The 19,650-nt window shown below is 46.2% G+C and carries 22 protein-coding genes, 1 tRNA gene, 1 other RNA gene and 1 pseudogene; 12 read left to right on the top strand and 13 right to left on the bottom strand.

Annotation, left to right across the window (positions count from 1 at the left end; translation table 11 throughout):
- Nucleotides 1-26 precede the first annotated feature (26 nt).
- On the top strand, nucleotides 27-1,181 hold the full coding sequence (mdoC, locus tag ACLJQJ_RS04300; protein ID WP_020898666.1) for a glucans biosynthesis protein MdoC: 1,155 nt from the start codon (nucleotides 27-29) through the stop codon (nucleotides 1,179-1,181).
- A gap of 16 nt (nucleotides 1,182-1,197) precedes the next feature.
- Here mdoC and ACLJQJ_RS04295 read toward each other — a convergent pair whose 3' ends face one another.
- The 6 genes from ACLJQJ_RS04295 to csgB form a co-directional block, all read right to left on the bottom strand.
- A complete protein-coding gene (locus ACLJQJ_RS04295; RefSeq protein WP_000976323.1) occupies nucleotides 1,198-2,685 on the bottom strand; it encodes a phospholipase D family protein in 1,488 nt (495 codons plus the stop codon).
- Nucleotides 2,621-3,160 (bottom strand): O-acetyl-ADP-ribose deacetylase, encoded by a 540-nt coding sequence (gene ymdB, locus ACLJQJ_RS04290; protein WP_063809651.1) that lies wholly within the window; start codon nucleotides 3,158-3,160, stop codon nucleotides 2,621-2,623. The genes ACLJQJ_RS04295 and ymdB overlap by 65 nt, the downstream gene beginning before the upstream one ends.
- 85 nt (nucleotides 3,161-3,245) lie before the next feature.
- Nucleotides 3,246-3,566, bottom strand: a complete 321-nt coding sequence (locus ACLJQJ_RS04285; RefSeq protein ID WP_000111254.1) for a type 1 fimbrial protein — start codon at nucleotides 3,564-3,566, stop codon at nucleotides 3,246-3,248.
- 130 nt (nucleotides 3,567-3,696) lie between these two features.
- Nucleotides 3,697-4,023: a curli assembly chaperone CsgC gene (gene csgC, locus ACLJQJ_RS04280; RefSeq protein ID WP_063809650.1), complete on the bottom strand. Its 327-nt coding sequence runs from the start codon at nucleotides 4,021-4,023 to the stop codon at nucleotides 3,697-3,699.
- Nucleotides 4,024-4,084: 61 nt separating this feature from the next.
- The gene (csgA, locus tag ACLJQJ_RS04275; RefSeq protein ID WP_000771416.1) at nucleotides 4,085-4,540 is read right to left on the bottom strand and encodes a curli major subunit CsgA; all 456 of its coding nucleotides are present in this window, start codon (nucleotides 4,538-4,540) and stop codon (nucleotides 4,085-4,087) included.
- A 41-nt stretch (nucleotides 4,541-4,581) separates the two neighbouring features.
- On the bottom strand, nucleotides 4,582-5,037 hold the full coding sequence (csgB, locus tag ACLJQJ_RS04270; protein ID WP_000791655.1) for a curli minor subunit CsgB: 456 nt from the start codon (nucleotides 5,035-5,037) through the stop codon (nucleotides 4,582-4,584).
- Between the two features lie 754 nt (nucleotides 5,038-5,791).
- Between csgB and csgD the strand changes: the two genes are divergently transcribed.
- Genes csgD through csgG form a run of 4 tightly spaced genes read left to right on the top strand, consistent with a single transcriptional unit; the run spans nucleotide 5,792 to nucleotide 8,145 of the window.
- Nucleotides 5,792-6,442 carry a biofilm master transcriptional regulator CsgD gene (gene csgD / locus ACLJQJ_RS04265; protein ID WP_000481517.1) on the top strand — a complete coding sequence of 217 codons (651 nt, stop codon included), beginning with the start codon at nucleotides 5,792-5,794 and terminating at the stop codon, nucleotides 6,440-6,442.
- A gap of 4 nt (nucleotides 6,443-6,446) precedes the next feature.
- Nucleotides 6,447-6,842, top strand: coding sequence for a curli production assembly/transport protein CsgE (gene csgE, locus ACLJQJ_RS04260; RefSeq protein ID WP_000833307.1), 396 nt, complete (start codon nucleotides 6,447-6,449; stop codon nucleotides 6,840-6,842).
- A gap of 26 nt (nucleotides 6,843-6,868) precedes the next feature.
- Nucleotides 6,869-7,285 (top strand): curli production assembly/transport protein CsgF, encoded by a 417-nt coding sequence (gene csgF / locus ACLJQJ_RS04255; protein WP_001264073.1) that lies wholly within the window; start codon nucleotides 6,869-6,871, stop codon nucleotides 7,283-7,285.
- A gap of 26 nt (nucleotides 7,286-7,311) precedes the next feature.
- Complete coding sequence (gene csgG / locus ACLJQJ_RS04250; protein WP_001137620.1) at nucleotides 7,312-8,145, top strand: curli production assembly/transport protein CsgG; 834 nt, start codon at nucleotides 7,312-7,314, stop codon at nucleotides 8,143-8,145.
- A gap of 38 nt (nucleotides 8,146-8,183) precedes the next feature.
- Here csgG and ACLJQJ_RS04245 read toward each other — a convergent pair whose 3' ends face one another.
- From ACLJQJ_RS04245 to ghrA, 4 genes are all read right to left on the bottom strand, one after another.
- Complete coding sequence (locus ACLJQJ_RS04245) at nucleotides 8,184-8,666, bottom strand: DUF1097 domain-containing protein (protein ID WP_001546652.1); 483 nt, start codon at nucleotides 8,664-8,666, stop codon at nucleotides 8,184-8,186.
- 100 nt (nucleotides 8,667-8,766) lie between these two features.
- Nucleotides 8,767-9,321 carry a molecular chaperone gene (locus ACLJQJ_RS04240; RefSeq protein ID WP_001001883.1) on the bottom strand — a complete coding sequence of 185 codons (555 nt, stop codon included), beginning with the start codon at nucleotides 9,319-9,321 and terminating at the stop codon, nucleotides 8,767-8,769.
- 23 nt (nucleotides 9,322-9,344) lie between these two features.
- The gene (locus tag ACLJQJ_RS04235; protein ID WP_000283643.1) at nucleotides 9,345-10,082 is read right to left on the bottom strand and encodes a phosphatase; all 738 of its coding nucleotides are present in this window, start codon (nucleotides 10,080-10,082) and stop codon (nucleotides 9,345-9,347) included.
- 84 nt (nucleotides 10,083-10,166) lie between these two features.
- The gene (ghrA, locus tag ACLJQJ_RS04230; RefSeq protein ID WP_000402552.1) at nucleotides 10,167-11,105 is read right to left on the bottom strand and encodes a glyoxylate/hydroxypyruvate reductase GhrA; all 939 of its coding nucleotides are present in this window, start codon (nucleotides 11,103-11,105) and stop codon (nucleotides 10,167-10,169) included.
- 236 nt (nucleotides 11,106-11,341) lie between these two features.
- Here ghrA and ACLJQJ_RS04225 point away from each other — a divergent pair.
- From ACLJQJ_RS04225 to ACLJQJ_RS04195, 7 genes are all read left to right on the top strand, one after another.
- Nucleotides 11,342-11,429, top strand: a tRNA-Ser gene (locus ACLJQJ_RS04225).
- A 44-nt stretch (nucleotides 11,430-11,473) separates the two neighbouring features.
- A non-coding RNA gene (locus ACLJQJ_RS04220) (RtT sRNA) lies at nucleotides 11,474-11,609 on the top strand.
- Between the two features lie 915 nt (nucleotides 11,610-12,524).
- On the top strand, nucleotides 12,525-12,650 hold the full coding sequence (locus ACLJQJ_RS04215; RefSeq protein ID WP_020898662.1) for a hypothetical protein: 126 nt from the start codon (nucleotides 12,525-12,527) through the stop codon (nucleotides 12,648-12,650).
- 123 nt (nucleotides 12,651-12,773) lie between these two features.
- On the top strand, nucleotides 12,774-13,409 hold the full coding sequence (locus ACLJQJ_RS04210) for a GAD-like domain-containing protein (RefSeq protein ID WP_001205572.1): 636 nt from the start codon (nucleotides 12,774-12,776) through the stop codon (nucleotides 13,407-13,409).
- A 142-nt stretch (nucleotides 13,410-13,551) separates the two neighbouring features.
- Nucleotides 13,552-13,830, top strand: coding sequence for a hypothetical protein (locus tag ACLJQJ_RS04205; RefSeq protein ID WP_125011029.1), 279 nt, complete (start codon nucleotides 13,552-13,554; stop codon nucleotides 13,828-13,830).
- Nucleotides 13,831-13,947: 117 nt separating this feature from the next.
- A complete protein-coding gene (locus tag ACLJQJ_RS04200; protein ID WP_001027753.1) occupies nucleotides 13,948-14,430 on the top strand; it encodes a hypothetical protein in 483 nt (160 codons plus the stop codon).
- Nucleotides 14,431-14,719: 289 nt separating this feature from the next.
- On the top strand, nucleotides 14,720-15,076 hold the full coding sequence (locus tag ACLJQJ_RS04195; RefSeq protein ID WP_001805614.1) for a hypothetical protein: 357 nt from the start codon (nucleotides 14,720-14,722) through the stop codon (nucleotides 15,074-15,076).
- Between the two features lie 973 nt (nucleotides 15,077-16,049).
- Here the strand turns inward: ACLJQJ_RS04195 and ACLJQJ_RS04190 are convergent.
- The 3 genes and pseudogenes from ACLJQJ_RS04190 to putP all read right to left on the bottom strand — a co-directional run.
- A pseudogene (locus ACLJQJ_RS04190) lies at nucleotides 16,050-16,178 on the bottom strand (integrase); the annotation flags it as partial.
- 279 nt (nucleotides 16,179-16,457) lie between these two features.
- Complete coding sequence (phoH, locus tag ACLJQJ_RS04185) at nucleotides 16,458-17,246, bottom strand: phosphate starvation-inducible protein PhoH (RefSeq protein WP_000533527.1); 789 nt, start codon at nucleotides 17,244-17,246, stop codon at nucleotides 16,458-16,460.
- A gap of 892 nt (nucleotides 17,247-18,138) precedes the next feature.
- Entirely contained in the window at nucleotides 18,139-19,647 is a 1,509-nt protein-coding gene (gene putP, locus ACLJQJ_RS04180; protein WP_001018463.1) for a sodium/proline symporter PutP, read from the bottom strand.
- Nucleotides 19,648-19,650: the final 3 nt, after the last annotated feature.

Genomic DNA, 19,650 nt, shown 5'->3' with positions numbered 1-19,650 from the left:
AAAAATCTGAGAATACGTGACCTTATATGAGCTCTGTACCCGCGCCGCGTGAATATTTTCTTGACTCTATCCGCGCATGGTTGATGTTGTTAGGGATTCCCTTTCATATCTCGTTGATCTATTCCACTCACAGTTGGCATGTCAATAGCGCCACGCCATCGTGGTGGCTAACCCTGTTTAACGATTTTATCCACGCTTTTCGTATGCAGGTATTTTTTGTTATTTCTGGTTATTTTTCGTACATGTTGTTTTTACGTTATCCGTTAAAACGCTGGTGGAAAGTACGGGTAGAACGTGTGGGTATTCCCATGCTTACCGCAATCCCTTTGCTTACCTTGCCGCAATTTATCCTGTTGCAATATGTCAAAGAGAAAACAGAGAACTGGCCTACACTCTCTGCCTATGAAAAATATAATACGCTAGCGTGGGAACTCATTTCACATCTGTGGTTTTTACTGGTGCTGGTGATATTAACCACAGTCAGCATCGGGATTTTTACCTGGTTCCAAAAAAGGCAGGAAACAAGCAAGCCTCGTCCCGCCGCTATTTCACTGGCCAGGCTTTCGCTTATTTTTTTCCTGCTGGGGATCGCTTACGCCGCTATCAGGCGCATTATTTTCATCGTATATCCAGCAATCCTCAGTGACGGCATGTTCAATTTTATTGTGATGCAAACGCTATTTTATGTGCCGTTTTTTATTCTCGGTGCGTTGGCCTTCATTCACCCCGATCTGAAAGCGCGCTTCACCACGCCCTCACGCGGATGCACTTTAGGCGCTGCCGTTGCTTTTATCGCGTATCTGCTGAATCAACGTTATGGGAGCGGCGACGCCTGGATGTACGAAACCGAATCCGTGATTACGATGGTAATGGGGCTGTGGATGGTGAACGTGGTATTCTCACTGGGGCATCGCTTGTTAAACTTCCAGTCCGCGCGTGTCACCTATTTCGTGAATGCTTCGCTGTTTATCTATCTGGTGCATCATCCCTTAACGCTTTTCTTTGGCGCGTATATTACGCCGCATATCTCCTCCAACCTGATCGGGTTCTTGTGCGGGCTGATATTTGTTATGGGTATTGCGTTAATTCTGTATGAAATTCATTTACGCATCCCGCTTCTGAAATTTCTCTTTTCAGGTAAACCGCCGGTAAAACAAGAAAGCCGCGCCGCGATCGGGTAGTTTTCCGCGCGCGGGTTCACAGCAACCATTCCACAGGTAAAATTGCCGCCAACCGTACCAGAACTCGCTGCCAGAAACGCGTAGCGGGTTCTTTCTTTAACACCTTTTCCTCTTCTTGCTGACGATCGATCCAGTTAATTCGTCCCCAGCGATCCAGCCGCAGTTGCCAGGCCGCATCGCGTTGGCTCTGCGTAAAACGCTTATGAATAAGCGTCGCCAGCGTTTCACTTTCAATGACAAAGCCCATTTCGGTATTTAAAAGCGTTGAACGGGGATCAAAATTAAGCGACCCGATAAACACCTTACTACCATCAATACTGAACGTTTTAGCATGTAAGCTGGAACCTGAGTTCCCGGTGAGTCCGCGATCATGTACGGCGGTTTCATGTTCGCGGGTCGGTTTCAGTTCGTAGAGCTCCACGCCATAGCGCAGTAATTTCTTGCGCCAGCGCGCGTACCCTGCGTGAACGACCGCCACATCGTTGGCCGCCAGAGAGTTAGTTAAGATGGCGATCTTCACGCCTTTCCTGACCAGATTAAGCAACTGCGCCACGCCTGCGCGCGTAGGGACAAAGTAAGCGGAAATAATGTCGATACGCTCCGTCGGCGACCCCATCACGTCAAATAATCGCTGCGGAAGAAGCGAATGGCGCTGCGCCTTCCCCTCGCCTTTAGAAGGATCATCGCTAAGCAAGCGTGTTTTTGCCCAAATCAGCGGCAACGTTCCGCGATCGAGATCCGCCATAAACTGGCTGGTTTCCAGCTTATGCAGATAGCGGCGGGTGATCTCATCGTTATACCAGGATTCGGGAAGTTCGATACGTTGCGTCAGTTCCTGCTCAGAAAGGGATAATACTTGCTGCAATGTCGACACTGAACTACAGCGCCAGTAACGTTCAAAATCATTGGCGACATCATTGACCACCGGGCCAATGGCCATCACGTCCAGATCGGAAAATAGCGGCTCCTCGCCAGCGCCGAAATAGGCATCGCCGATGTTGCGCCCACCGACCAGCGTCACTACGCCGTCGGCAGTGTAACTTTTATTGTGCATCCGCCGATTCAGCCGCGCAAAATCCGTCAAATATCCCAGCGCGCGTAGCGTACGAAAAGAGAAAGGATTAAACAGACGAACTTCGATATTAGGATGGCTATCCAGCAAGCGCAACGTATCATCCAGACCAGGCGTATTGTTATCATCCAGCAGCAGACGAACATGAACGCCGCGCTTCGCCGCCGACAGCAGTACCGAAAAGAGCAGTCGCCCGGACATATCGTCTTCCCAAATATAATACTGCACATCCAGCGTCCGCGCCGCCATTTCGGTCAGGCGGTAGCGGGCGGCAAAAGCGTCCAGACTGTTATCCAGCGCGAGAATGCCGCACTCTCCGGGATGGCGCGCGCATAGCGGTTCAACGGCACGCTCCAGGCGTGTTTTATCAGGCAGGGTCGTCGCCTTGCTGAGTAAGTAATCTTGCGTAAAGCCGGGCAGTTTCTTCATCATAACAGACAAAGTATACCTGTTCAGGCAGAGCGTAACGGGTAATAAAATCTGAAACCGTCCTGACGGCGACTTCAGCGGCCTGGGCGCGTGGATAGCCATAAACGCCGGTACTGATTGCCGGAAAAGCGATGGAACGAAAGTGATTCGCCTCGGCAAGCAGCAAACAATTCCGGTATGCCTCTTCGAGTAGCTCAGCTTCCTGGTGTTCGCCGCCTCGCCAGACGGGCCCCACTGTGTGAATAACCGCCTTTGCCGAAAGCTTGCCAGCAGGCGTGATAACCGCATGTCCCGTCTGACATTCGCCCTGTTGCTGGCGGATGAGTTTACAGGCGGCCAGTAATGCCGGCCCCGCCGCGCGATGAATCGCGCCGTCTACGCCGCCGCCGCCCATTAATGATGCGTTAGCGGCATTCACAATCGCATCGACGCTAAGTTGAGTGATATCACCCTGTATGACCTGAAGACGTGATGTCATAACCCCCCCTTTGTCTCACCTTATCTGCAAAGTGTACAGCAGGGCTTTCAACAGAGTCGCTCTTTTTATATCTATGACACCGCCGTTAACGGTACTCAATATTCATCACCGCCAAGCTTTTTTGCGCATCGAGATAATGCAGCCTCACCGTCGCAATGGACTGAATATCCTGCGGTAATCCAGATGCCTGCCGAAGGTCAATCCGGTGCATTTGCTTTTTACCTTCGCGTAGGCAGGTTAAATCAATATTTTCGGCGTGAGTAGAAATATCGCACAGTGGCTCAACAATCGCGCCGCGAAAATGGATAACGCCGCCCTGTACCGTTTGTTGCCCTACCGCAGAATGGATAAAAAAAGCGCAGATACACAGGCCTATGGCAGGGATATTTTTCTTGATTACGGACATGTTAACTCCTCAATGATTAGTCATCCTCGAGGGTTCGGCGTTACCTTTTAGCGACATGCCGAGACGATGAGACGCTTTTATCGCCTCTTTATACCCAGGTCAGCCAATCCATTTCCGCCACCATCAAAAACTACTGTGCAGAAGGCGGCCATTGTTGTGATAAATGCAGTGATTGTCCGTCCGAAACAGTAACAATAATTTTAACCGAGTCCTCTGAAGATATATTTACACTAAGACGAGACAACTCAATCGGTTGATTAGCAGGTAAAGATAGCGTTTGTTTTTGCTGTGTATGGCTTTGTCCCCCGACGCCGTCGCGCACAGAGAGAATTTGCACCTGACAGACGCAGGGTTCGTTTAATGTGACCTGAGGGCTCACCGTGTAAATATCGCCTTGCTGAGTCGTGGTAAACGTAATCTGATTTGAAAGTGCGGCAAGGAGCAATAAAGTATGCATAATTTCCTCCCGAAAAAAAACAGGGCTTATGCCCTGTTTTTTTATTAGCGCAGACGCTAAATTAATACTGGTTAGCCGTGGCGTTGTTGCCAAAACCAACCTGACGCACCATTACGCTGGAATCAGATGCGGTCTGATTAACCAGCGCGGCGTTATTACCGCCGTATTGACCGACAGTAATATCGGAGTTTTTAGCGTTCCACTGGTCGATGGTGGCATTGTTTCTGAAACCATTCTGAGTCAGTTCAATAGTACTGTTATCCGCACCCTGGCCTACATCGGCGCCGTTACCATAACCGCTCTGGGTAATGGTCGTTTCAGATTTACGGGCATCGCTTTGCAGAGCAAGCGCAGCGTTAGCGGAACCGTACTGATAAATGCTCAACGTGGAATCCGGGCCGGAACTATTGCCGCCGCCGTTATGATTACCGCCGCCGCCCCATTGTGGAACGACGCCAGCCAGAGCACTGCCAGAAACTACGATTGCTGCGAATGCTGCCACTTTTAAAAGTTTCATGGTAAAACCCCCATCGGATTGATTTAAAAGTCGTAACGGTATTAGCGTTGGGTGACGCGAATAGCCATATGCGACTGTTTCTGCACTACAACTGCTGTTTTCTGCGTACCGTACTGGGTAATATTGGCCTTATTTCCAGAACCTTTCTGGATAATAGCCGCACTATTACCGTAAGCGCTTTGCGATATACTGGCATCGTTGGCATTGCCCGTTTGCTCAATATACGCAAAGTTATAATTCCCTGCCTGGTCGACTTTCGCCCGATTATTTCCTCCTTCTTGTGAAATAACGGACAATAGTTTTGATCCTTCCTGGCGTACTCTGGCACTATTATCCGTGCCGACTTGACCAATAATGGCCGCCTGATTAAATGAAGACTTGCTTAATTCATTTACCGCAAAATTATACTCTGAACGAGCCAGATCATAATTTGTCGCGGTTGCAATCCCAGGCGCACCCAGTATTGTCAACATCATAAATAACAATTTGTTTTTCATGCTGTCACCCTGGACCTGGTCGTACATAGCGAAAATTATCTATTACCTTGTTAGCGACATGCGTTTTTTGTTAACGCGTCGTTACGATGAAGAGTATGTCCGTGGAAACATTTTTAATAACTCACCCACGCGTGGTATTTTGTTATTTAAGCTCATACCAAAGTGCTAATAAAACGATAGCCATGTGATTTTTTATAATTGATTTTTGGCCATAGAAGATAGTGTATCGCGAATCCAAAAAATGAAGTGTTGGTGTGTGTTATGCCGCCATGGGGATGTTCTTATGCTTCCTATGGGGGGCAATACGCACAAGACGTGACACACTTCGTTTTTTTTGTCTTTGTGCTGTCCAGGTTAATGCCACGTCTCAAATTTTAAGAAAAAATAAAATCAAAACATGACATACAATAATTAAAACGATTAAAAATCAATGAATTATTATAATTTGTATGATTTTTTAAATCTATGCAATAACAGCGAAATGTACAACTTTACTATCAAATCTAAACTTCAAAAAAACCCAAAAACAACATTTTAATATATATTTTTACATATTGTTACAAGTTTAACACTTGCTTTAAGATTTGTAATGGCTAGATTGAAAACAGTTAAAAGTATTTTCGTAAATATTTTTCTCTTTCTGGATAATGGGCTATTTCAACCCACAGCAGTGCAACATCTGTCAGTACTTCTGGTGCCTTTATTTTATGGGGGCAGCTGTCAGATGTGCGATTAAAAAAAGTGGAGTTTCATCATGTTTAATGAAGTCCATAGTAGTCATGGTCACACACTATTGTTGATCACAAAGCCATCTCTGCAAGCTACGGCATTATTGCAACATTTAAAGCAATCGCTGGCCATAACCGGAAAACTGCATAATATTCAACGTTCTCTGGAAGATATCTCAGCCGGTTGCATTGTTTTAATGGATATGATGGAAGCGGATAAGAAGCTTATCCACTATTGGCAGGATAATTTAAGCCGCAAAAACAATAATATAAAAACATTATTGTTAAATACCCCTGACGATTATCCCTACCGTGAAATTGAAAACTGGCCTCATATTAACGGCGTGTTTTACGCCACTGAAGACCAGGAACACGTGGTCAGCGGATTACAGGGTATTCTGCGGGGCGAATGCTATTTTTCACAAAAATTAGCCAGTTACCTGATTACACACTCAGGAAATTACCGCTACAACAGCACCGAGTCCGCATTACTCACTCATCGCGAAAAAGAGATCCTCAATAAGTTACGTATTGGTGCCTCTAATAATGAAATCGCCAGGTCGCTATTTATCAGCGAGAATACGGTTAAGACACATCTTTATAATCTTTTCAAAAAGATAGCTGTCAAAAATCGCACCCAGGCAGTTTCATGGGCAAACGATAATCTCAGGCGGTAAGGCCATGAAACGCTATCTGACCTGGATTGTAGCAGCAGAGTTACTGTTCGCTACCGGAAACCTGCATGCCAATGAAGTTGAAGTCGAGGTTCCCGGATTGTTAACCGACCATACCGTCTCTTCGATAGGACATGAATTCTATCGTGCATTCAGCGACAAATGGGAAAGCGAATACACCGGCAATCTGACCATTAATGAAAGACCCAGTGCGCGTTGGGGAAGCTGGATCACCATAACGGTAAATCAGGACGTTATTTTCCAGACCTTTTTATTTCCAATGAAAAGAGACTTCGAGAAAACCGTCGTCTTCGCATTAGCGCAAACAGAGGAAGCATTAAATCGCCGACAAATAGATCAAACGCTATTAAGTACGAGTGATTTAGCGCGTGATGAATTCTAAAACATGATTTTTATCCGGAGGCTGTCATGCGTGTTAAACATGCAGTAGTGCTGCTCATGCTTTTTTCGCCATTAACCTGGGCTGGAAATATGACGTTCCAGTTCCGTAATCCTAACTTTGGTGGAAACCCCAATAACGGTTCCTTTTTATTGAATAGCGCCCAGGCGCAAAATTCATATAAAGACCCCGCTTATGATAACGATTTTGGTATCGAGACCCCCTCAGCGTTGGATAACTTTACGCAGGCTATTCAATCGCAAATTCTGGGCGGCTTGTTGACCAATATTAATACCGGAAAACCAGGACGTATGGTGACCAATGATTTTATTATCGATATCGCTAATCGCGACGGACAGCTCCAGCTCAACGTCACGGACAGAAAAACGGGAAGAACCTCGACCATCGAAGTGTCAGGTTTACAAACTCAGTCAACCGATTTTTAAGCTACAGTCACTAAAGGATATAAATCATGCCGCGCTTACTTATTTTGGTTGCCGTTTTATTGTTGAGCGGATGCTTAACTGCCCCGCCGAAACAAGCTGCGAAACCGACATTAATGCCCCGCGCACAAAGTTACAAAGATTTGACGCACTTACCTGCTCCCACCGGTAAGATCTTTGTTTCGGTATATAACATTCAGGATGAAACGGGCCAATTTAAACCTTACCCGGCAAGTAACTTTTCTACGGCTGTGCCGCAGAGCGCCACCGCTATGTTGGTTACCGCGCTGAAAGATTCGCGCTGGTTTATCCCGCTGGAACGACAAGGCTTACAGAATCTTTTGAATGAACGGAAAATTATTCGCGCAGCCCAGGAAAACGGCACCGTGGCGATGAATAACCGTATCCCGCTTCAGTCGCTGACGGCGGCAAATATTATGGTGGAAGGTTCTATTATTGGTTATGAAAGTAACGTCAAATCCGGCGGGGTCGGCGCAAGATATTTCGGTATTGGCGCCGATACGCAGTATCAGCTGGATCAGATTGCTGTCAACCTGCGCGTGGTTAACGTCAGTACGGGCGAGATCCTTTCTTCGGTGAACACCAGTAAAACGATCCTTTCCTATGAAGTACAGGCAGGCGTGTTCCGTTTTATTGATTACCAGCGCTTACTGGAAGGCGAAATCGGCTATACCTCGAACGAACCGGTGATGCTGTGTCTGATGTCAGCCATTGAAACCGGCGTTATCTTCCTCATTAATGATGGTATCGATCGCGGACTGTGGGATTTGCAGAATAAAGCGGACAGGCAAAATGATATTCTGGTGAAATACCGTGAGCTGTCAGTACCGCCAGAATCCTGATGAATACGACAAAGCGTGGGGAAGACCCCACGCTTTTTTTATTTTGTGACCGCCGTATTCGCTGAATGTTGCTCGCGGCGTGATGCCAGCCATAGCCCACTATTTTTCATGGCATAGCCAAAGATTAGCCCCAGCGCCAGCGACGGTAATACCAACCGCCAGTCACCCTGCCCTGCAAATGTCGCGCAGGCGCCGATAAATGTTCCCGGAACAAAAGAAAGCAATAGCTGCTTTGCCTGGATACACATCAGGAATGCCACGATCCCCGTCAACACGTAACTGACAATTTCCAGATGCGGCGCCAGCGCGCTACCGTGAATAATGACCAGCGCCCACACCATACCGCTTAACAGCGTACAGGCGGAAATCAACAATCCCTTAAAGCCGCCCTGCGGACAGGCGAAATAAGCCGTACAGCCTAAAAAACCGGCCCAGCTTAGTAACCCCAGGGAGACGGCCACCCATCCCCATATTCCAGAAAGGATGCCCGTCGTGATAGCAATAGAAAGAAGTATGTTCATGGCGCGCATCATAACAGAAAAGCGGCACATTAATGAGATCACGCACACATTTTATGCAATGATGTAAAACCCGTTGCAGTTAAGAGTGATTTACATCACATTATTCTTCATCTTCTTCCTGAAGTTCATCCCACATGGCCCCTATCGCATCACGCGTTAGCGGCGCCAGAGTGCGCCAGAATGGCGTAACGGCATGGGCTTCAACTTTACCGAGGAAGGTATTGCACCAGGGAAGCAGATAATCGGCAAATAAGGTTTCCAGCGCTTCACTTTCATCTTCGGCAGACTGATCTTCCAGCCAGGAGGCCGCGAGCAATAAAGTGCCAATGTGATCGGCAGGCGTATCGGCCAGCGGCATCCCTCGCGACGTTAAAAAAGCGCGCACCTCAGACTCTTCCGCGCCTTCGACCCACGCACTGCGGTATGGCGCTACCGCGCACTCTTCCCCAACAAATAACGCATTGTAATCAGTGGAAATCTGCGTGATATCGCAGCTTTTCTGTAAACGCGCCAGCATGTCATCCTGCTCCAGCGGCCAGTTTGCCGCCAGTTTACCTTCACGGATTAACGTAAACAGCGGAACCAGTAAAGGATCTTGCGGTTGGCGGTAAAACAACGATCCCAGCACACGGCACAGGATTGAAAACTCATTCATTGATATCTTCCCATAAATAACGATTAAAGTTCGGCAAATTCCGGTACAGGCGCCATACCGCGTGATTCGAGAAAGGCCAGTAAGCGCTGCGGCGAGACGTTCAGGATTCGATCTTCCGGAAAATTCACCGCATCCAGAATTTTCCGGCATTCGGTGAAATCGCCAAGCGTAAAGGCCGTATGGGAATCAGAGCCTAACGCTACCCAGCCTCCCGCATCGCGTACGGCGGCAGCGACCGCGCGGCAATTATCTTCGCTTCCTTTACGCGAATGCAGAAAAGAAGAGTTGTTGATTTCCAGCGCTACATGGTGTTTCGCCGCCGCCTGCGCGATGGCTTTAACCTCCACTGGATACTTTGGATTTCCGGGGTGACTAATTATATGCACCTTGCCGCTGGCGATGGTCGCGATCATCGCCTGGGTATTGGTTTCTTTATCATGTGGCGCAAAAACGGGCTCATGAAAGCCTGCGATAATCAGATCCAGCGAGTCGAACATCTTTCCGGAACAATCAATTTCACCGTTAATGTTCTTGATATTCGCCTCAATGCCACGCAGTATCCCCACGCCGTCAACCAGACGCGGCCAGATGCGCATGTTAATAAAATGCCAGTGATGCGGCGCATCTTCCATGTCCGGACCATGATCGGTAATCGCAAAAAGTTTAATGCCTTTGCGTTTGGCTTCCGCGATATAATCGCTCAGAGTACTGTAGGCATGAGTGCTGGCGACGGTATGCATATGCAGGTCAACGGGATACATTGCTCTCTCCTGTAGTCATTTCCGACAAGGATAGCAGGTATCGCCAGCGTTTTTTAGCGAAACCCGGCCCGCGCCGGGTTGATGTCAATATCCTCTCGCCCGATCCACCTGCCCCGTCACCGGCTCTCCCTTCTCCAGCTGGGTAATGGTGCGGCTAATATAATCGATGGCTTCCGCCGGACGGGTGACTGCCGCAATGTGCGGCGTCATGGCGACTCGCGGATGGCGCCATAATGGACTTTCCTGCGGTAACGGTTCCTGGCTAAAGACATCCAACATCGCGCCTTTTAGCTTACCGCTATCAAGCGCAGCCAGCAGATCCGCCTCCTGAACATGCACGCCGCGCGCGAGGTTCAGCACGTAAGCGCCATCCGGCAATTGATCCAACAATTCGCTATTAATAATTCCTACCGTTTGGGCCGTATTCGGCAGCAGATTAATCAGCACCCGCGTCTGGTTCAGGAAAGCGCGCAGCTCTTCACGCCCTACATAACTTTCCACGCCAGGCCAGGATTTGCGGCTACGACTCCAGCAACGTAACGGGAACCCCCACGCCTGTAGACTTTCTGCCACTTTTGCGCCCAGTACCCCTGCGCCCATGATACCGACGCTAAACTCTTCGCGGGTATATTCCGGCAACGGTTTCCATAGCGCCTGATTTTTCAGCGCCTGATAATCATCGAAACGACGGAACCAGTGTAATACCTGGCTGACGGCATACTCCTGCATTTGCAGGCCCATTCCGGTATCTTCCAGACGGAATAGAGGAATGGAGGCGTCCAGCATTTCCGGATGCGCATTTAATTTACTCAGAATTGCATCCACCCCCGCGCCCAGCGCAAAGACGGCTTTTAAGCGTCTTCCGGCCAGCATTTCAACCGGGGGCTGCCATACAAGCGCATAGTCTGCGGGGTTGTTATCACCGACCTTCCATTCACGAACGCGCGCATGTGGGAGAGCCTTCTCCAGCGCATTTACCCACCAGGCGGCGTTAAATGTCGGGTGATAAAAAATTATCTCCATGTTATCTCCTGAGCAGTATGGTGCGGAATGTGATTGCGCCTGTTATCAGCGTTTTCAACGGGATGTGCAGCATAGCAAATTTCCCGGCGCGGGCAAAAAAAGCAGTTTTCGCTTATTAAAGCCACAGATTGGTGGAAGTTTGTATAAACGCGCTTTTTTTTGAAAAAAGTTGATTGACGTAGAATGGATATTTCCCTACATTAGCGCCCGTTCCAGTAATGCTGGAGCGACAATTTGGTGAGGTGTCCGAGTGGCTGAAGGAGCACGCCTGGAAAGTGTGTATACGGCAACGTATCGGGGGTTCGAATCCCCCCCTCACCGCCATATTTAAGAAAGAGCTCGTACGAATGTACGGGCTTTTTCTTACATAAAGCCACCCTACAGGGGGGATGAGAACCACCGACCGGGGTTCGACAACTGGCGCAGCCAGTTGGACAGACGACGAGCTTGCGAGGAGACTGCCCGAAGGGCGAGCGCAGCGAGTCAATCCCCCCCTCACCGCCATATTTAAGTTGAGAGCCTGTACAGAAGTACGGGCTTTTTGCTTATATGTGACCCGTCCTGAATAGCGTTGACACGTTCCAGACTTAACTTTTTAAAATCTCCAGCAGGCAATTTCGCCGTTCAGCACAAATAGGTTCTGGCATGGTCTGGATCGGCACCAAAAAAATGTGCCATCTGAGCCATCGATAACCTGCTTTCACATACCCTACCCTGCCCATGATCACCTCGGAAGCAATGCCCCTTTTTCGCTGGACACGACTGATTTTAGCTCTCCTTCTCACTCATTCCATGTACTCACCGTCTTTTATTACCATCCGCTGATAATGATTTTCCCGTTTCTTCAGGTACTACCATCATTCAACATCTATGGGTATCTATGAGTTACATTTTTTAGCGCCCAACATTCCAGATTGAAGTCAGCAAAATCTGTTTGAGTCGTCGGTTCTCGTCTTCCAGGCCTGTGGTTTTTTAGTATCAGCCGCTTCCATCCCGCGAAATGTAGCGTTCCTGGTCTTCGGAAATATTGTTTTCACCAATAAGACTGAGAATGGCAGTGTCCAGCGTCGACACCAGCCTCCATAGCGTCATAGCGGTATGGCTTTCTACATCCGTCTCAAAGGCTATATCCGGGAAGACCCAAGCTTGAGCGTTATTGACTACGTATTCGGTAAGCGTGTGTAAATCACCTCCAATCCGTTAAATCCACAGCATTCCGCCTTAATGGCAGGATGCTGTTTTTGTCCGGAAACGGAGACAAAAAACCCGTGCCAGCAATGAGTTACGTCTGTTACGTTTCATATATGGGAGATGGCGGATGCCGGAAACTTCGGCGGTAGTGTGTCTGAAACGCCTGTCCTCCCCACTGCCACGAACGGGCCGTGGTTCCTTTTTCGCCAATGAATCCAGGATAAGGTTATGTCACAAAATGGCCTGCGTTTTACGCTGGATGTGGACGGATTAACGCCGACGGCAACCGCTGTCGTCGGCTTCCCCCTCTGGTGGTATCAACAGTTCAACAGGTGCAAGCTGGAATCAGAATGAAAGACTAAAAACACCAGATGAAGCACCTAATGATAGCATTAAATCAGGCCATGTTTGAGAAAAGATGAATGTTAAACTGGTATTATGCCGGGGCAAAGGGCTTAGAATCCAGGGGGAAATATTATGCGAGATCAAGACTTTAGTTACTTCATTGAGAAATTTGGAGAAGCTACATCTTATAGCGCTGTTCCAGAGAAAAGTATGACAAAATGGAAAGGAATTCTTCCGGATAAACTTCTTTCTTACTGGAAAACAGAGGGATGGGGAACGTATAAAAATGGATTGTTTAGTCTTGTCAATCCTGATGAGTATGAAGATGTACTGGATATATGGCTAGAAGATACTCCATTTAAAGAAATGGACGCATACCATGTCATAGCCAGGAGTGCCTTTGGCGAATTATATGTTTTTGGTGAGTCTACCGGAAGAAATATTACGATTCAGCCTTTATTTAATCAAATAATTTTTTTCGAAAATGGTTTTATGGTAAAAACAACAGATGAATTAAATAGTGAAATTGAATCTTTTCTTGCATTTTCAAGTGTTGAAGAGTTTGATTTATTTGATTGTAATGATAATTACATTTTTGACCGGGCAGTTAAACAACTAGGCGTATTAGCTGATAATGAAATGTTTAGTTTGGAACCTGCATACATTTTTGGCGGAGAAATAAAAATTGAAAATTTGAGTAAAGTGGACTGTCAAATACATTTGATGATTCTGAGAGAGTTATCTTCCCCTAATATTATAGGCTTCTAAAGGAGGGATTTATCAATTCTGGAAATGGCTTGAAATAGATGAATATTGACCTGAGGCTGGCTATGTAAAGATAACAGACTTAGACAGGAATGATATAATACATGATAAATAACCCAACTATTTTCTTGAGAATCTTTTAGATTTGTTGGATATAGTTCCCTGCATCGGAAAAAGCGCAGAAGAAGCAACTCCACCAGTAAAACAGGAAACACCGGCAGAAAAAAATGAAGGTGATGGCTGGTTAGATGGATTACAGACGGAACTTGATGTGGCTGGCCTTGTTCCAGGGCCTGGCATTTTTCCTGACCTGCTGAATGCAGGAATAAGCTTGTGCCGAGGGAGTTATGTTGAGGCTGGTTTTTCTCTTTTTGCTGCAATACCAATAGCTGGAGATGCTGCCGGGGCTGGTAAACTGGCCTAGAATGTAGTGAGACGTATAAAAAATCCGTAGCGTAATTATCTAAGGTTGATTGGTATAAATATATTAATGAGCAACTTAACCAAAATAAGCATATCATAAAATATTTAAGGAAATAATATGAATATTACTGAATGCATTAGCTTTCTAAGATTTACAACTATTCATCCACAATTTGATTTATATTTGATAACTAATGGAATAAGAAATCGCCCTCAAGATAAAGGTGGAATAGAATATTTTGATATTCCAGATGGTAGTGTTTCTCTTGGTTTTAGAATCAGATCCACTTATGAGTCTGAGAGTTTGCTTCCCATCAAGTCTGATGGGAAGTTTGTTTTTTCTGAACTTGTGGTCTATCAAAAAAACAAGGATGACTTACCATATAAATTAAATTTCAATGACCATCTACAATTCTTAAGAGAAAAGCTGGGAAGAGAGTTAAAAGATAATCAAAACGGGTTGCCAGAAAGAAGAGTTTTAACGTTTTTTCATGATTTTTTAGTTATCGTGATTTTCATGGATTCAAGTGAAAATATCAATCTTATTAAATTTATTTCCCCTGATGTTTTTCATCGAAAAAATTTAGGAATTAACATATAATATTTCTTTAAAACGAATCATTTCTTATAATATTAAATTTATCTAAGTTAAGATAGAGAATTGATATTATAGGGAATGCCGACATATCAGAAAGCATGCGTATAGCCTGACAGCAGCAACCGACTACGAGGATGCTTATCTCAAATCTTATTTATTCAACAAAGCCGTCTGGTTGGTGATTTTGGTTGTTTTGGCGATTGATCAGATCGCACAATCCGGGCTGAATTCCCTCAAAGTGATCTACTATTCTGCGTAGTTATTTAATCAGTGAGGTCGACAAATAATTAGTATGCGGCATAATAAAAAAATAATTTATGGTTTTGCTCTGATGTGTATACTTGTAACCAGCAATGTGCATTCAGAAAAATTATCCCCTGTTGCTCAGCAGGTAAAAAATATAGTTGAGAAACAAAAACTTGTTCGTGAACCACAATGTGTTGATTATGTATACATTCCGGATAGTGAGCCCAGTATAGATGTTGTTGATATTGTGGAGAAACATGGTGGAAGTTGTTCGGGCGATCCTCAAACTGCGCCCAGAATATTTAGCGTATTCGTAAACAAGAAAACGCATAAAATGGAGTCAGATATCGATATGGATGATCAGGTAAATGGTACGCGCTCAGTTTTTCCTGCAGTGAAATAAATCAAATATAGATACTGTGGCGTTTAGGTAATGAGAATGACATTAAACAATGAGTAAAATATCGCGGGTGTGGTGAAATAAAGCACCGGGTATTGGAATTGACCTGGAGGGATATATATAACCAAGCCCCTTTGTTGAAACCCCCTGGCCAGTACTACCAGAGTTGGCAGGTTCAACATCGGGGGCTATATTGACCGGGAAAGCAAATGTTAACATTGGTGGATAATGGTATCTTATGAAACTGTCAGGCAAGATTATCAAGGTGTATCATAATAATTTTTTTAGATTTTTTTTTGGCATCGTAATGTCATCGCTAATTTGTTTTTTATTGATCAGGAATATAAATAATATACATAGCATTATATTTATTAAATTTCTTGTAGCACTATCAGGATATATATTCTTTTATTATAGTGCATTTTCATTAGTAGACATTGGGATTGAGGGAATACACCACTTCCACATTAAATACAATAATAAAAACATTAATAAGCAGCCAATACTCTCATTTATGAAACATAAACATACGATAAGTTTCTCTTTAAAGATTTTTATTACTATATTTTATTTCTACATGGCCATTAAATTTATAATATTCGAATATTAGAAAAACTTTTAATATAAAATATTTAAGTTTTCTAGTTGTGATGTATTTTATGTTAAAAAATAAAATGTAGATAATCCAGAGAAATTTATTATAATGAAAGAAAGCAATAATAAACCATCCTTCCTGTGGGCAGTGACATGTAATTTTGAATACCAGAAAGAACATTTTTAGCGATGCCGTTATACATCCTCAGAAGTAACAAAATTATATTACAAGATATTACTCCCATCAGATGTAAAACCGGGCAGTATTAAACCTGAGCTAATCGCAGGAACTAATAATCTCTATGCTACTGGTTGCTATAAGACCATTTCAGAAGCAAAATCCCCCTTTACAGAACTTGATGTAGTCTATGAGCATATAAATAACGACCCATGCGCGTGAGCGTCTGGCGATCCGCAGATACAATCCGTCAACACCACTTACAGCATAGCGACCTTCCGCTTTAAGCCTGGAAACGGCTAAGGCGGACAGTTCTCTGGCTTTCTTTGGCATAATCCCCACTATTCTGCCATGCATCCTGTACTGCATAAAATGACGATTTTACGAAAAGATAGCAATACGCCAGCGAACAAAGAATAATGGCAACGCATTGTATATAAAGAAATAATTATGATTAATGCGAATGATAATGAACGTAAATATGGCAGCCCTCTCACCGCCATCTTCAAGAAGGAGCTCGTACGAAAGTACGGGCTTTTTTTCGTACTAAGTCACCTGACCGGGGATAGACAACAAAGCCCGGTCTCCCGGGCTCTGAAAGTCAATGCTATATTAGCTGTATGCGTGAAGCGTTCGCTGACAAAGCGCCGAGCGCACGCAGTCGTCTTTGTTGAAATGCACAATCCCTACCATTTCATCTTCTTCAAAGCGTTCCAACGCATCGCTCAACCCGGAACGCACGCCGCGCGGCAGGTCGCATTGCGTAATATCGCCATTGACAATGACCGTGACATTTTCGCCTAGTCGCGTCAAAAACATTTTCATTTGCGCCGCAGTCACATTTTGCGCCTCGTCGAGGATCACGACCGCATTTTCAAAAGTACGCCCCCGCATATAGGCGAACGGGGCAATTTCTACCTTACCGATTTCCGGGCGCAAACAATATTGCATAAAGGACGCGCCCAACCGTTTAAGCAGGACATCGTAGACGGGACGAAAATAAGGCGCGAATTTTTCAGCGATATCACCGGGCAAAAAACCAAGATCTTCATCAGCCTGCAATACCGGACGCGTCACAATGATCCTCTCGACGTCCTTATGAATCAATGCTTCTGCCGCCTTTGCCGCACTGATCCATGTTTTTCCACAGCCGGCTTCGCCGGTCGCAAAAATAAGCTGTTTACTGTCGATAGCGTTCAGATAATGCGCCTGTGCTTCATTTCGCGCCTTAACAGGAGAGGTATCGCGACTATCGCGCGCCATGCCAATGGCTTCTACTCCGCCCATCTGTACCAGTGACGTGACCGATTCTTCTTCACGTTGCTTATGACTACGCGAATCTCGTCTCAACACACGCTTTGCTTCACGACGAGCTTTGATCACTGCTTTTTGTCTTCCCATGGATAGCACCTTGAGTTGTAGGTATACATCACCCGCGTTCTCTTGAACGCGATTATGCGCACACACATCTGAGGGTTGGCTTCCTTGTAAGCCTTAGCTTGCTTTTTGAAACGACGCCACACACGGCTACGCGCACCACATATGACGTCATGGGTATGGACAGTAAGAGAAATGATGAGAGCTTTTAAGGTGACAAGACCACCACCGGAGAGAGAATGTCCGTACAGGGTGTTGTAACTACTGTAAACAATGTGTCCTGGTGCGGACATTACCATTCGCGATCTCCATAGTGAGTGACCATCACTGCCGGGGAACTACCGCTATTACTACTAAGTACAACACAAAACATCAATAATGCAACAATATATTCACCAAACATTAACCAAACATTATTGCGTCATTGTCAGTCTCTTACAGAAAGATTACACGATTATTTCATTGGCAGGAGACTAAAAAAGATAATCATTAGCTACTATGGGCATTAATGGTGAAACCACCCATAACCCATTGAATATTCAACATATAAAAAGTTAAAACGGAGTAATTAACGTGTCCTCTCTCCCATCGCTAAAACGGCATTATTTATGCAAAATTTTGTGCGGCATACTTACGCCAGTAACGCTGACTCGTTTTAATTTTTGTCATTACTCTCTTGCGTCAAGGCTATTGGTACCATTAACAGGCGATTTCATATATGGCCAGTTAGTGATTACTCGAGACGTATTACGGCCGCGTTAACGGCGCTCAAGGGCTAAAAATAGTTTGAGAGAGCGTCCTCATTTACCTGAACATCTTCAGTCAATCGGTCCGGGACTTATCAGAGGACCAGGCAGGCGTATAACGCCGCCTGGTAAAATATGTCCGATGGCAATAATGCTATCGGACATGTCGGTTATTCCGCCTGTAGCTTCGACGGCGGCGCGGAATGATAATGCGCGTCCGCTTTTGCAAAGCGTTCCTGCATCGCTGCTGTCGGCGCTTTGCCAAGCAGGCTAAAGATTACGATCCCCAGGCTGCCGAAAATGAAGCCAGGGATAATCTCATACAGATCCAGCCAGCCATATTGTTTCCAGACGATAACCGTCACCGCGCCAATAATCATTCCCGCCAGCGCGCCGTTACGGGTCATACGCGACCACATCACAGAAAACAGGACAACAGGTCCAAATGCCGCGCCGAATCCAGCCCAGGCGTAGCTCACCAGCCCCAGCACACGGTTATCGGGATTCGCCGCCAGCGCAATGGCGATCAGCGCTACCACCAGCACCATCACTCGCCCTACCCATACCAGCTCTTGCTGGCTGGCGCTTTTACGCAGAAAAGCCTTATATAAATCTTCCGTAATCGCGCTGGAGCATACCAGCAACTGACAGCTCAACGTCGACATCACCGCCGCCAGGATAGCAGACAGCAAAATACCGGCAATCCACGGGTTAAACAGGATCTGCGCCAGTTCAATAAATACGCGTTCTGAGTTTTGGTTCACCGCCCCGGCCAGCGCGGGGTTATTGTTAAAGTACGCAATGCCAAAGAAGCCCACCGCCACCGCGCCCGCCAGACACAGAATCATCCAGGTCATACTGATACGACGCGCATGAACAATACTGTGATGGGAATCCGCCGCCATAAAGCGCGCCAGGATATGCGGCTGACCGAAGTAACCCAGTCCCCAGCCCATCAGAGAAATAATAGCGACAAAATTCAGCCCCTTGAGCATGTCGACATTCTCGATGCTCTTTTGCTTGATCACCTCCAGCGACTCGCTAAAACCGCCTACGCCGACAATAACCATCACCGGCGTCAGGATTAACGCAAAAATCATCAGGCTGGCCTGAACGGTATCCGTCCAGCTAACGGCAAGAAACCCGCCGATAAAGGTATAAATAATGGTTGCCGCGGCCCCCGCCCACAGTGCGGTTTCATAGCTCATACCGAAGGTGCTTTCGAACAGTCGTGCCCCAGCGACAATACCTGATGCGCAATAGATAGTGAAAAACAGCAGAATGACCAGCGCGGAAATAATACGCAGGACTCGGCTCTTATCCTCAAACCGACCGGTAAAATAGTCCGGCAGCGTGAGCGCATTATTGTTAAATTCGGTATGCACGCGCAGGCGCCCGGCCACCAGCTTCCAGTTAATCCATGCGCCTAACGTCAGGCCAATGGCGATCCAGCTTTCAGAGATCCCCGACAGAAAGATAGCGCCAGGCAGCCCCATTAACAGCCAGCCGCTCATATCCGACGCGCCGGCTGATAAAGCCGTAACAAACGGCCCCAGGCTGCGACCGCCAAGAATATAGTCATCAAAGTTTTTGGTTGAGCGCCAGGCGATAAACCCAATCAATATCATGCCAAAAATATAGACACAGAATGTCACCAACATCGGTGTGCTAATAGCCATCAA

The organism is Salmonella sp. SAL04202, from assembly GCF_046550775.1.
In the GTDB taxonomy this organism is placed as follows: Bacteria; Pseudomonadota; Gammaproteobacteria; order Enterobacterales; family Enterobacteriaceae; genus Salmonella; species Salmonella enterica.
This window is presented reverse-complemented; position numbering and strand designations above follow the sequence as displayed.